The sequence below is a fragment of the Limosilactobacillus reuteri subsp. porcinus genome, assembly GCF_036621895.1.
Taxonomy (GTDB): Bacteria; Bacillota; Bacilli; order Lactobacillales; family Lactobacillaceae; genus Limosilactobacillus; species Limosilactobacillus reuteri_J.
Window position 1 is genome coordinate 1 of sequence record NZ_LN887465.1, and the last position, 13607, is coordinate 13607.

Annotated in this window: 10 protein-coding genes; all 10 read left to right on the plus strand. The window is 39.1% G+C overall.

The genetic code is table 11. The features are described 5' to 3' along the window. The first annotated feature begins 126 nt into the window (after positions 1-126). The 10 genes from AACL61_RS07950 (at position 127) to whiA (ending at position 13289) form a co-directional block, all read left to right on the plus strand. Complete coding sequence (locus tag AACL61_RS07950; RefSeq protein ID WP_003670450.1) at positions 127-633, plus strand: acyl-CoA thioesterase; 507 nt, start codon at positions 127-129, stop codon at positions 631-633. Between the two features lie 89 nt (positions 634-722). After that, complete coding sequence (locus AACL61_RS07955; RefSeq protein ID WP_339111209.1) at positions 723-2447, plus strand: phospho-sugar mutase; 1725 nt, start codon at positions 723-725, stop codon at positions 2445-2447. 167 nt (positions 2448-2614) lie between these two features. After that, positions 2615-3253 carry an HD domain-containing protein gene (locus AACL61_RS07960; RefSeq protein ID WP_339111210.1) on the plus strand — a complete coding sequence of 213 codons (639 nt, stop codon included), beginning with the start codon at positions 2615-2617 and terminating at the stop codon, positions 3251-3253. Positions 3254-3358: 105 nt separating this feature from the next. After that, positions 3359-3631 (plus strand): hypothetical protein, encoded by a 273-nt coding sequence (locus AACL61_RS07965; RefSeq protein WP_003670446.1) that lies wholly within the window; start codon positions 3359-3361, stop codon positions 3629-3631. 221 nt (positions 3632-3852) lie between these two features. Next, positions 3853-5868, plus strand: coding sequence for an excinuclease ABC subunit UvrB (gene uvrB, locus AACL61_RS07970; RefSeq protein WP_087214875.1), 2016 nt, complete (start codon positions 3853-3855; stop codon positions 5866-5868). A gap of 15 nt (positions 5869-5883) precedes the next feature. Beyond that, positions 5884-8748, plus strand: a complete 2865-nt coding sequence (gene uvrA, locus AACL61_RS07975; protein ID WP_339111211.1) for an excinuclease ABC subunit UvrA — start codon at positions 5884-5886, stop codon at positions 8746-8748. A 267-nt stretch (positions 8749-9015) separates the two neighbouring features. Next, the gene (locus tag AACL61_RS07980) at positions 9016-10347 is read left to right on the plus strand and encodes an APC family permease (protein WP_078009837.1); all 1332 of its coding nucleotides are present in this window, start codon (positions 9016-9018) and stop codon (positions 10345-10347) included. Between the two features lie 107 nt (positions 10348-10454). After that, positions 10455-11327, plus strand: a complete 873-nt coding sequence (rapZ, locus tag AACL61_RS07985; protein ID WP_331232058.1) for an RNase adapter RapZ — start codon at positions 10455-10457, stop codon at positions 11325-11327. A gap of 15 nt (positions 11328-11342) precedes the next feature. After that, positions 11343-12329 (plus strand): gluconeogenesis factor YvcK family protein, encoded by a 987-nt coding sequence (locus AACL61_RS07990; RefSeq protein WP_102816457.1) that lies wholly within the window; start codon positions 11343-11345, stop codon positions 12327-12329. Positions 12330-12347: 18 nt separating this feature from the next. Then, positions 12348-13289 carry a DNA-binding protein WhiA gene (gene whiA / locus AACL61_RS07995; RefSeq protein WP_003670439.1) on the plus strand — a complete coding sequence of 314 codons (942 nt, stop codon included), beginning with the start codon at positions 12348-12350 and terminating at the stop codon, positions 13287-13289. Positions 13290-13607: the final 318 nt, after the last annotated feature.

Below are 13607 nucleotides of genomic sequence, written 5' to 3' on the forward strand. Positions count from 1 at the left end.
GTATTAACCTATACCAGTTGACCAAAGCCAATGATAATTAGAGGTTATCATGCGGTGACCAGAAGACAAGATGTAATGTAGCAAAATCCGTAAAGATTTATTTATAGAATACGAGGAGGTTTTTTAATGGGTGCAATCAAATGTAATGATACATTAGCGGTGTCAATTCATCGGATTCGTAATTCAGATTTAAACGAACACGGGACAGTATACGGGGGACGAATCTTGGAATTAATTGATGGTCAAGCCTCGGTAGCAGCAATGCGAGTAGCTCGAACAACAGTTGCAACAGTATCAATGGATGAGATCCAATTTCTGCGACCATTTGACCTTCAAGATTCAATGTGTATGGAGGCATACGTTACCGGCTTTGGGAAGCGATCAATTGAAGTATTTACAAAAGTAATTGGCGAGCACTTGATGACCGGTGAACGTTTCCTCGGCTTTTATTGTTTTATGACTTTTGTAATTCTTGATCCTGAAAAACAAACGGCATTTAATAAATTAATTCCGGAAACTGAAGAGCAAAAGACGTTAATGGCAACATATTCTCAACGTGTTAAGCAACGGCAAATCCAGCGGCAAAAACAGCAAGAATTTCTGCCTCATATTTCAATTTCCAAGCCTTGGTAAAACTTTAGTAAATTTTTAAGTAAAAAGCGACAGATAGCATTTTATGCGGTATACTAAAAAGCAGAGTATGACATAAAGGAGACATTATTGTGAGCTGGAAAGATACTTATAAGGTTTGGCAAGAACGAACAGATCTTGAATCAGACTTAAAGCAAGAATTAGCTGCAATGAGCGACGATAAAGAAATTGAAGATGCCTTTTACGGTCCATTATCATTCGGAACTGCAGGAATGCGGGGACTAATGGGACCAGGAATTAACCGGATGAATGTTTACACTGTCCGTCAAGCAACTGAAGGTTTGGCAACTTTAATGGATTCATTGGGTGATGATATTAAAAAACGAGGAGTCGCTATTGGTTACGATTCTCGGCACAACTCCCGTAAATTTGCTCATGATGCTGCTCGTGTATTAGGTGCTCATGGGATTAAGGTTTACATCTATGATAATTTACGCCCAACGCCTGAATTGTCATTTGCAGTTCGTCACATGGGGACTTATGCGGGAATCATGATTACCGCTAGTCATAACCCTAAGGAATACAATGGTTACAAGATTTACGGTGAAGATGGCGGACAGATGCCACCTAAAGAATCTGACATGATGACAGGTTACATCCGTAAGATTGATGATATTTTTGACATTGCTTTAGCTGATGAACAAGAAATGCTTGACAATGGTTTGGAAACAATCATGGGTGAAGATGTTGATGCTGCATACCTTGCTAATGCTAAGGGTGTAACTGTTAACCCTGAATTAGCCAAGGAATACGGTAAAGATATGAAATTTGTCTTTACCCCATTATGTGGAACTGGCCGAATGCTTGGTGAACGGGCATTGCGTCAAGCTTGTTTTACAAATTATGAAATGGAACCAACTGAAGCACAACCAAATGGTGATTTCCCTGGTTTGGAACATCCTAATCCAGAATTCCCAGAAGCATTTGTTCGTTCCATTGCCCTTGGTAAAAAAGTTGATGCAGATGTGTTGATCGCCACGGACCCTGATGCTGACCGGCTTGGATGTGCAGTTCGTCAACCAGATGGTGAATATCAATTGCTAACTGGTAATCAAATTGCTTCTATCATGCTTGCCTACATTCTTGAAGCGCATAAACAAGCGGGAACCTTACCAAAGAATGCTGCTGCGGTAAAATCAATTGTTTCTACTAACTTCGCTGCTAAGATCGCAGAAAGTTACGGCGTTGAGATGATCAATGTTTTAACTGGTTTCAAGTGGATCGCTGACCAAATTCATCAATATGAGACTGGCAAAGCTGATCATACCTTTATGTTTGGTTTTGAAGAAAGTTATGGTTACCTTATTAAGCCATTTGTTCGTGACAAGGATGCTATCCAATCCTTAACTTTACTTGCTGAGGTTGCCGCTTATTACCGTAGTCGTAACATGACCCTTTACGATGGCTTACAAGAATTGTTTAAGAAGAACGGCTACTTCCGCGAAAAGACAATTGCTAATACTTATGCTGGTGTTGATGGCCCAGCTAAGATTAAGGCTTTAATGAAGAAGTTCAGAGAAGAAGCCCCAACTCATTTTGCCGGTCATCAAGTAGTAGTTACTGAAGACTTCGCTAATGGGACTAAAACTACAGCTGATGGCGAAGTAAGTGAATTAGGTATCCCAGAATCAAATGTATTGCGTTACATTCTTGATGATGATACTTGGATTGCTATTCGTCCATCGGGAACTGAACCAAAGCTTAAGTTCTACATTGGTACAAGTGCTGATACCTTAGATAAGGCAAATGAAAAATTAGCTGATTTCGAAAAGGCTTTACAAGAGTTTGCTGAATAATAATAACTGAGAGACTGTTGAAAAAACTTTGTTTTTTTCAACAGTCTCTGTTTTTATATACGATATTGGGGATGTCACTAAGATTAAATTTTTCCTCACCTTTCTTGAAATTTCGCCAAAAAATTGTATGATTGTACAAATTAATTATTTTTTGGGAGGACTTCATCGTGGGAATGCATGAATATCTGAAAAGTTTAAGCGACCTCGAAATGATTAACCGTGCTCCAGGATATTTTAAATTTGAGGAACACAATGTGGCTGCCCATTCATTTAAGGTAACGCAAGCAGCACAAATGCTTGGTGATATTGAAGAACAAGTCGGAAATGAAATTGATTGGCGTTCTTTATATGAAAAAGCTCTTAATCATGACTATACAGAGCGATTTATTGGTGACATCAAAACACCGGTAAAGTATGCTACCCCTGAATTGCGCTCAATGCTGGCGCGGGTTGATAAATCATTAACAGAAAACTTTATTCAATCTGAAATTCCGGCTGAGTTCCGGGCAGCTTATGAACGACGATTTGCGGAAGGGAAAGATGATACTTTAGAAGGTAAAATCCTCGCGGTTGCTGATAAGATTGATCTTATGTATGAATCATTTGGTGAGATCCAAAAAGGTAATCCTGAACCAGTTTATATGGATATTTATAAGTCGAGCTTGACGGCAATTATGGATTTTCGTGATATGGCTAGTGTCCAGTATTTCCTTAAAAAGATTTTGCCAGAATTATTAAAAGATAATGCAGATGGTAATGCGAAAAACCAATTAGCAATTATTACTACGCAAATTATTCAACAATAATTTATGCTTTTAGGCTTCCTTTTATCAAATAGTTGATTTTTGCAAGCGCTTTCTTATAATAGAAGTAGAAGGTAAAAATTAACAAAGTAAAGGGAGGCGGCAAGGATGACACCAAGTCTATTTGCAGGAACATTTGCAATTTTAGTATTGTGGCTAATCGTTGATATTATCTGGGAATTGAGTCGACCAAGAGACATTGTAATGCGGCGCCTCTGTGCTTGGCTTAATCTTATTGCGATTATTGGTGGTTTTTCTGTATTTTATGGAGTAACCCATTTTGATAATGCTAATCTTGTTCCGTGGTTTATTTGTTTGAATTGGATTAATGTTGTTGCCGCGGGCTTACAATTTTACTTTGGTTACTTTCGGCATAATTAAATGATAAATAAAATATTTTAAGAAGTGAGTGAAAATGGGCCTGTTTGGAGAGATTGTTTTCTACTCACTTTTTTACTGTAAATTTATAGACGAATACATGTTTGGGTGATAAACTAATAACAGTAAATAATAAATAGTTAGTGATAAGTGGGATGCGGTAATTTATGAAGTTGCGATTCCACTTTATTTTATTTAACTGCGACGTAAGGGAGGAATTTCTTTTGATTTACCGGCAACCAGATAAAAAATTTGAACTAGTGTCAGAGTACAAACCAACCGGCGATCAGCCCCAAGCAATTAATCAATTGACAAAGGGGATTGAAGATGGTGAAAAAGCTCAAATCTTATTAGGAGCAACAGGAACAGGAAAAACATTTACAATCTCAAATGTGATTGCCAATGTTAATAAGCCAACTTTGATTCTTTCCCATAATAAAACTTTAGCTGGACAGCTCTATGGTGAAATGAAAAAATTCTTCCCTCACAATGCGGTTGAATATTTTGTTTCCTACTATGACTACTATCAACCGGAAGCATATGTTCCATCTAGTGATACTTATATTGAAAAAGATGCGTCAATTAATGATGAGATTGATAAGCTGCGGCACTCTGCCACCACTTCCTTACTGGAACGAAATGATGTAATTGTCGTTGCCTCTGTTTCTAGTATTTTTGGATTAGGGGATCCTCGAGAATACCAAAATAGTGTTCTTTCTTTGCGCGTTGGTCAAGAAATTGAACGTGATCGATTGTTGACTGAACTGGTTAATATTCAATTTGATCGCAATGATATTGATTTTCAACGGGGGCGTTTCCGCGTTCGTGGCGATGTAGTTGAAATCTTTCCGGCGTCGCGTGATGAACGAGCATTGCGAATTGAATTCTTTGGGGATGAGATTGATCGGATTCGTGAAGTTGATGCGCTGACAGGCGAAGTGATTGGTGACCGGGACCATGTTTCTATCTTCCCGGCTACTCACTTTATGACTAATGAAGAAGTCATGGATCGGGCATTGCCACAAATTGAAGCTGATATGAAGAAACAAGTAAAGAAGTTTACTGATGAGGGAAAGCTTCTTGAAGCAGAGCGAATTCAACAACGGACAACTTATGATATTGAAATGATGCGTGAGATGGGCTATACCAATGGAATTGAGAATTATTCGCGTTACATGGATGGTCGAAAGCCCGGCGAACCTCCCTATACCTTATTAGATTTCTTCCCTAAAGATTTCTTATTAGTTGTTGATGAATCCCACCAAACCATGCCGCAAGTACGGGGAATGTATAACGGGGACCGAGCGCGGAAACAAATGTTAATTGATTATGGGTTCCGCTTACCAAGTGCTCTTGACAATCGACCATTAAAACTACCAGAATTTGAACAACATGTTAATCAAGTTGTATATATGTCTGCAACCCCAGGCCCATATGAAATGGAACAGACAGACCACGTTGCTCAGCAAATTATTCGACCGACTGGGTTACTTGACCCAACAGTTGAGGTTCGCCCGGTAATGGGACAGATTGACGACCTAGTTGGTGAAATTAACAAACGTATTGAGAAAAATGAACGTGTTTTTGTTACGACCCTGACGAAAAAGATGTCCGAAGACCTTACTGATTATCTAAAAGATATGGGGTTAAAGGTCAAATACCTTCATAGTGATATTAAGACTCTTGAACGAACGCAAATCATTCGTGATCTCCGTCTTGGTAAATTTGATGTTCTTGTTGGAATTAACCTCTTGCGGGAAGGGCTAGACGTTCCAGAAGTATCCTTGGTCGCCATTCTTGATGCCGATAAGGAAGGCTTTTTACGTAATGAACGTTCACTTATTCAGACGATTGGTCGCGCGGCCCGGAATGAGAATGGGGCAGTAATTATGTATGCTGATACCGTGACTGACTCGATGCAAAAGGCAATGGATGAAACAAAGCGGCGACGGACGATTCAGATGAAATACAATGAAGAACATCACATTACGCCGCATACAATCATCAAGCCAATTCAAGAAGCAATTACTGTTACTAAGAAAGCAACGGATGAAGCTGAAGCAGATAACAGTGCTGAATTTACTGACAAAGATTTTGCAAAGCTAGATAAAGAGGCCCAAGCAAAGATGCTTGATGAATTAACAGAGCAAATGCGCTCTGCTGCTAAACGCCTTGACTTTGAACAGGCTGCTACGCTTCGTGATACGATAATGGAATTAAAGACAAAAGCAAAAAAATAGAGGAGGGATTATTTCGTGGCAAATGATAAGATCATAATTCATGGGGCACGGGCTCATAACCTAAAAAATATTGATATTACTATTCCGAAAAACAAGTTAGTCGTTGTAACTGGCCTATCGGGTTCTGGAAAGAGTTCTTTAGCTTTTGATACATTATATGCAGAAGGACAACGACGCTACGTGGAAAGTTTATCGGCTTATGCGCGGCAATTTTTAGGCCAGATGGATAAGCCAGATGTAGATTCGATTGACGGGTTATCTCCAGCAATTTCAATTGACCAAAAAACAACATCCCATAATCCGCGTTCAACGGTCGGAACCGTGACTGAAATTAACGATTTTCTCCGCTTACTATGGGCACGGGTTGGTACACCAATTTGTCCGAACGATAATATTCCAATTACTAGTCAGTCACCAGAACAAATGGTGGATCGGGTACTAGAATTGCCTGAACGGACACGTCTGCAAATTCTTTCGCCGGTTGTTCGTGATAAAAAGGGAACACAAAAGAAAGTCTTTGAAACAATTAAGCGTGAGGGATTTGTCCGAGTTCAAGTGGATGGCGAAACTTATGACCTTGATTCAGTCCCTGAATTAGATAAAAATAAAAAACATACGGTTAATGTCGTGATTGATCGAATCATCATCAAAGAGGGAATTAGGTCGCGGTTATTTGACTCCTTTGAATCGGCTCTCCGCTTAAGCGATGGTTATGCAATTGCTGATGTGATTGGTGGAGACCCAATTCCATTTTCTGAACAATATGCCTGTCCCATTTGTGGCTTTACAGTTGGTGAATTAGAGCCACGGTTATTCTCCTTTAATGCTCCTACTGGTGCTTGTCCAGAATGTGAAGGGTTAGGATTGAAACTTGAAGTAGATATTGATTTAGTGGTTCCTGACCGAACAAAGACCTTAAAAGAAAGGGCGATTGTTCCCTGGAATCCAATCTCATCGCAATACTATCCCCAAATGTTAGAACAATTCTGCAAGTCGGTTGGCATTGATATGGATACTCCTTTCAATAAGTTGCCTAAAAAGCAACAACAACAGATTTTGTACGGTAATGGTGAAACGCCATTTCACTTCCATTATGAGAATGACTTTGGTGGCATTCGGGATGTCGATGTGCCATTTGAAGGTGTTATCAATAATATTAGCCGACGATACCGGGAGACTAACTCAGATTTTACAAGGGAACAAATGAGAAAGTATATGACTGAGCTTCCATGTCCGGTTTGTCATGGTTACCGGCTAAACCAGCGGGCCTTAGCAGTAAAGATTGATGGGCGAAATATCGGTGAAGTTTCCGCTTTATCAATTAGTGATTCCCTTGAATTCTTTAAGAGCATCAAACTTTCTGCACAAAAAAATGAAATTGCTAAGCCGATTTTAAAAGAAATCATTGATCGATTAACCTTTATGAAAAATGTTGGTGTTGAATATCTAACTTTAAGTCGCTCAGCACGAACTCTTTCGGGGGGAGAAGCTCAGCGAATTCGATTAGCAACCCAAATTGGTTCTAATTTATCAGGAGTAATGTATGTCCTTGATGAGCCATCAATTGGACTTCATCAACGAGATAATGACCGTTTGATTGAGTCGTTAAAGGCTATGCGTGACCTTGGTAATACACTTGTTGTTGTAGAACATGATGAAGATACAATGCGCGCGGCCGATTACATTGTTGATATTGGCCCTGGAGCTGGTGAAAATGGAGGCCAAGTGATGGCAGCCGGAACTCCTAAGCAAATTATGCGATCACGGAAATCCTTAACTGGCCAATACTTATCAGGGAAAAAATTTATTCCAGTACCTCAAGAGCGTCGAGGAGGTAACGGTAAGAAAATTACTATTACAGGAGCAGCAGAAAATAACTTAAAGGATATTACAGTTGATTTTCCACTTGGTGAGTTTATTTGCGTAACGGGGGTTTCTGGTTCAGGGAAGTCAACCCTTGTTAATATGATTCTCAAAAGGGTCTTAGCACAAAAATTGAATAATAATTCAGCAAAGCCTGGCAAGTACAAGTCGATTAGCGGGGTCGAAAATATTGAGAAAGTTATCAATATTGATCAATCGCCAATTGGTCGTACTCCACGAAGTAACCCTGCAACTTATACGGGAGTCTTTGATGACATCCGTGAATTATTTGCCCAAACCAACCAAGCTAAAATGCGTGGTTATACTAAGGGGCGTTTTAGCTTTAATGTTAAGGGTGGGCGCTGTGAAGCCTGCCGCGGGGACGGAATTATTAAAATTGAAATGAACTTCTTACCAGATGTTTATGTGCCATGTGAAATTTGTCATGGAACACGTTATAATTCTGAAACACTTGAAGTTGAATACAAGGGTAAGAATATTGCTGAGGTCCTTAATATGACTGTTTCGGAAGCTCTTGAATTCTTTAGTGCGATTCCAAAAATTAAGCGCAAATTGCAAACTATTGAAGACGTTGGGCTGGGTTATGTTCACCTTGGTCAACCAGCAACTACCCTTTCAGGTGGGGAAGCTCAACGAATGAAATTAGCAGCTGAACTTCACCGGCAGTCTCACGGTAAGAGTTTCTATATTTTAGATGAGCCAACTACTGGATTGCACATGGATGATATCAAGCGCTTATTAGCTGTCCTGCAGCGGTTAGTCGATGCGGGAAATACTGTTTTAGTGATTGAACATGATTTAGATGTTGTGAAATCAGCGGACTGGTTAATTGACCTTGGCCCTGAAGGAGGAGCTGGTGGAGGTAATGTTGTCGCTACCGGAACACCAGAGCAAGTAGCAGAAGTAAAGGGAAGCTACACTGGTAAATATTTAAAAGAGATGCTCGAACGTGATCAAAAATGGGCAGAAGAACGAGAAGCCAAGCAAAAAAAGTAGTTGCAATCTAATTCTTCTAATGCTATTCTAATAAAAATTAAAGTACACGAAACGAGGGAAAAGAAATGTTATTTTTTAATAATCAGAATCAACAATTTTCTTCCTCCTCAGCCTCTAACTCTATTAAGGCTGAGTGATTTTGGTGTACCCAATCAATAGGTTTATACAGACTCGGGTTCTCTATTAATCATTTGGCGTGACCAAATTGCATTAATAGATGATACCCGGGTTTTTATTTTGCCTAATATTAAGAATGGAGGAATGATGATGAATCAACAACCAACAGATGAACTAAAAAGGTCGCTTGGATTTTGGTCCGCTATTTCGATTGTTGTTGGGACAATTATTGGATCGGGGATATTCTTTAAACAAGGATCTGTTCTTGATAGTGCTGGTACATCTACGCTTGCAATTGCAGCCTGGGTATTTGGAGGAATTATTACTTTAACTGGTGGATTAACAGTGGCGGAAATTGGTGCCCAAATGCCATATACGGGGGGATTATATGTATATATCGAAAACTTGTATGGGCGCCTTTTAGGATTTTTAGCTGGCTGGATGCAAGTAATTGTTTATGGACCAGCAATTATCGCTTCGGTTGCCGGATTCATGAGTATTTTAATGGCAAACTTCTTTGGTTTAGGAACCCAGTGGCGAATACCTTTAGCAGTGATTACAGTGATTGCCATTGGCGTAATGAACCTTTTTGAAAATAAAGTTGGGGCAATTTTTTCGATTGTTACGACTGCCGGAAAAATGATTCCAATTGCGGCAATTATTATCTTTGGTTTGTTCTGGGGGCATCAAGATGCTTTTGGTCAAACGGTTACCGAAATTCACCAATCAACTGGTGGGTTTGGGGTAGCAGTTTTAGCAACCTTATTTGGTTATGATGGTTGGATTTTAATCGCAAACCTTGGGGGAGAAATGAAAAATCCCCAAAAATTATTGCCACGAGCTATTATTTTAGGGATTACTGCTGTTCTTATTATTTATACTTTAATTACCGTTGGGATTCTTAAGTTCCTTCCTGTTAATACTATTCATCGACTAGGCGAAAATGCAACTGCATACTTAGCAGTAAAAGCCTTTGGCGCAATTGGAGGAAAATTGCTGTCAGCCGGAATTATTATTTCGATGATGGGGACTTTGAACGGGAAAATGATTACTTTCCCCCGGATTGTATACGCAATGGCGCGTCGTCATGATTTGCCATTCTCACGCTATCTCGCATATATCACGCCAAAGGGTAAGTCACCAGTAGTCGCAACGATGTTTATTATCATTCTTGCAACGGTTATGATGTTCTTCTTTGACCCTGATCACTTATCAGATTTGTGTGTGTTTACCGTTTATTGTTTCTATCTTTTAGCATTCTTTGGGATCTTCATTTTAAGACATAAGAATAAGGGACCGCGCCCATTCAGCACGCCACTTTATCCCTTAGTGCCAATTATTGCGATTGCTGGTGGAATCTTTGTCCTCGTAAGTGAAGTTATGAATGATCCTGCTGGTGTAATTCTTTTTATTGGAATCGTCATCGTAGGATTACCAATCTTATATATTGTTAAACGAATGGATCAACGACGGATGCATTAATATTTAAGGCTGAGTTTGACTTGGCCTTTTTTGTTGCTCGAATAAGACACACCTGGCTTGATGTGATAAAATAGTTGGGTGGCTGTATGCGAAAAGAGGAACTAGTGATGGTAGATAAAAAATTAAAAGTAGTAATTATTACAGGGATGAGTGGTGCGGGGAAAACCGTTGCCGTTCATAGCTTAGAAGATTTAGGATATTTCGTAATTGATAACATGCTTCCTGGATTGGCAGAACGTTTTGTTGATGTGATAGAAGATTCAGGAGAGTTTGATAAAATTGCCATGGTAATGGATATGCGTTCACGCGGATTTTACGATGAGGTTTTACCAAACTTTGAAAAACTGAAAAAGCGGGCTGATTTAGATGTAAAACTACTCTTCTTAGATGCTAATGACGTCACGTTAATTTCACGTTATAAGGAAACAAGACGTTCTCATCCTTTATCTCCGCAAGGTCGAATTCTTGATGGGGTAGAATTAGAACGGAAGCTTTCAACTGATCTTAAAAGTCAAGCAGATATAGTAATTGATACCACTAATGTGACACCACGAAATCTAAAGTTAAGGCTTAATAAATTATTCGGACAAGGTGAAGGCAATGACTTTTATGTTGAAGTAATGTCATTTGGGTTTAAATATGGGTTGCCACTTGATGCAGATATCGTAATGGATGTTCGTTTCCTCCCTAATCCATTCTATATTCCAGAATTAAAGCACTTAACGGGGAATGATCCAGCTGTTCAAAATTATGTTGTGCAGAGTCCACTGGCTAAAGAATTTTACCAGCATTTACGGTCTCTCTTGGAGATTGCTCTTCCGGGTTACATTAAGGAAGGAAAGAGCAGTCTAACAATTGCAATTGGATGTACAGGTGGTCAACACCGGTCAGTAACTATTGCTAATAAATTAGCTGCTGATTTAAAAGAAAAAGGATATAAAGTAAATACTTACCATCGCGATATTGAGAAGGCAAAGTAAAGAGGAGTTTTAATTATGTTGCATAAACCAAAGATTGTAGTGATTGGTGGAGGAACTGGTCTACCGGTTATCCTTCGCGGGTTGCGAGATCAAAACGTTGATGTTACGGCAGTTGTAACAGTAGCTGATGATGGTGGTTCTTCAGGAATTTTACGAAACTATATTAATGTGGTTCCACCTGGTGATATTAGAAATGTTTTAGTGGCATTATCAGAATTACCAGATCTCGAACTTGATATTTTTCAATATCGTTTTAAGAGTAGTGACCAGTTCTTTGCCGGGCATGCGATTGGTAATTTAATTATTTCTGCTTTGTCTGAAATGAAGGGTGGTATTTTTACCGCTGTTCAAGAGTTATCAGAAATGATGAAGATTAATGGACATATTTATCCTGTTGCTAATGAGCCGTTGACTTTAAATGCTGAATTTACAGACGGTACAAAGTTAAGTGGTGAATCGGAAATAACGGCTGCCCATAAGCAAATTAAACGGGTCTGGGTAACACCTTCTAAAGATAATGATGGGCATCCTGCTCGTCCTGTGTCAGAGGTTATAACAGCAATAAAGAACGCAGATCAAATTGTCCTTGGCCCTGGAAGTTTATTTACTAGCATCCTGCCAAACTTGATGATTTCTGAAGTAGGGCAAGCTGTTTACGAAAGTAAGGCTGAAGTTGTCTATATTTGCAATATTATGACGCAAAAAGGTGAAACGGATAACTTTACAGATGCTGATCATGTTCGGGTATTAAACCATCACCTTGGGAAGAATTTTATTAACACGGTCTTAGTCAATATTCAACCTGTTCCAGAAAATTATCTTGATTTTCAGGAATGGAATGAAATTTCTCAACCAGTTAAGCATGATTTCCAAGGGCTACGAGCACAGCATTGTCGTGTAATTAGTTCAAATTTTCTGCGGCTAAAAGACAATGGTGCCTTCCATGATCGCGATAAAGTTGTAGCAGAATTAATGAATCGACTTCACCAAGTTCACGAGTAGTTAGGAGACTGATGCTAGATGTCATATGCAAGCGAAGTAAAGAAAGAATTAACGGGAATTACTGTTCATCGGGATAATGCAAAGGCAGAATTGATGGCCCTTATTCGGATGAACGGGTCGATTGGCATTGCTGACCACCAGTTAGTTTTGAATGTTCAGACTGAAAACCCGGCAATTGCGCGACGAATCTATTCACTTTTAAAACAATTTTACGGGGTAGAAAGTGAAATCGTGGTTCGTCGTAAAATGAAATTAAAAAAGAATAACCAATATATAGTTCGCTTACGTTATCATGCACAACATGTCTTAGATGATCTTGGTATTTTACAAAATTATCAAATTAAAGAACAAGTACCTGTAGAATTACTTAAGGATGAATGGATGGTCCGTTCATATCTAAGAGGTGCGTTTTTAGCGGGGGGATCAGTGAATAATCCCGAAACTTCTCGCTACCACTTGGAGATATACTCCCTTTATGAAGAACATAATGAGATCATTGCTCAGATGATGAACAAGTTTGGTTTGAATGCTCAAACAACCGCTCGCCGTAGTGGTTTTATCGTTTACTTGAAAGAAGCCGAAAAAATTGCGGATTTTATGTCATTAATTGGTGCAACTAATTCAATGCTTCAATTTGAGAATGTTCGAATTGTACGAGATATGCGGAATTCAGTTAACCGATTAGTAAATTGTGAAAATGCTAACCTGAATAAGATTGCGAATGCGTCAACGCGCCAAATCGAAAATATTGAATTTATTGATTCACGAGTAGGTCTTAACAGCTTACCTGATAAGTTGCGGGAAATTGCAGAAACGCGATTAGCCCATCAAGAGGTTAGTCTAAAAGAATTAGGGGAATTGGTTCCTGGTGGTCCAATTTCCAAGTCGGGTGTTAACCATCGTTTACGTAAATTGAATGCTTATGCTGATGAGTTGCGTGCATCGCAGGTTAAACAATAAAAAACCTTTGAGGGGACTGTGACATAAGTTAAGTTACTTTCATAAAAAGCAAATACGCAGTACAACAATGGCCTCTAATGTCCGGCAAAACCGAACGTTCGAGCCCCTCAAAGGTTTTATCTTATCTTCTTTAAGTGAAATTTATTTCTTATTTATACTTTCGCTAATTAGTGCTAATTCAGCTGCTGCACATTCTTGATCTAATTCGTTCCAGTTAGCGGTAACGTTAAAAACGTTTAATTTATTTACTGACATTATAACATCCTCCTTGACCTTATACCTTTATTCTCTTTCATCGTATCTGTCAAGTTTTCATAG

Bases quoted from the DNA above. Each gene is read 5' to 3' on its own strand.
- AACL61_RS07950 (WP_003670450.1), top strand. From the start codon at position 127: ATGGGTGCAATCAAATGTAATGATACATTAGCGGTGTCAATTCATCGG.
- AACL61_RS07965 (WP_003670446.1), top strand. From the start codon at position 3,359: ATGACACCAAGTCTATTTGCAGGAACATTTGCAATTTTAGTATTGTGG.
- AACL61_RS07980 (WP_078009837.1), top strand. From the start codon at position 9,016: ATGAATCAACAACCAACAGATGAACTAAAAAGGTCGCTTGGATTTTGG.
- rapZ (WP_331232058.1), top strand. From the start codon at position 10,455: ATGGTAGATAAAAAATTAAAAGTAGTAATTATTACAGGGATGAGTGGT.
- AACL61_RS07990 (WP_102816457.1), top strand. From the start codon at position 11,343: ATGTTGCATAAACCAAAGATTGTAGTGATTGGTGGAGGAACTGGTCTA.
- whiA (WP_003670439.1), top strand. From the start codon at position 12,348: ATGTCATATGCAAGCGAAGTAAAGAAAGAATTAACGGGAATTACTGTT.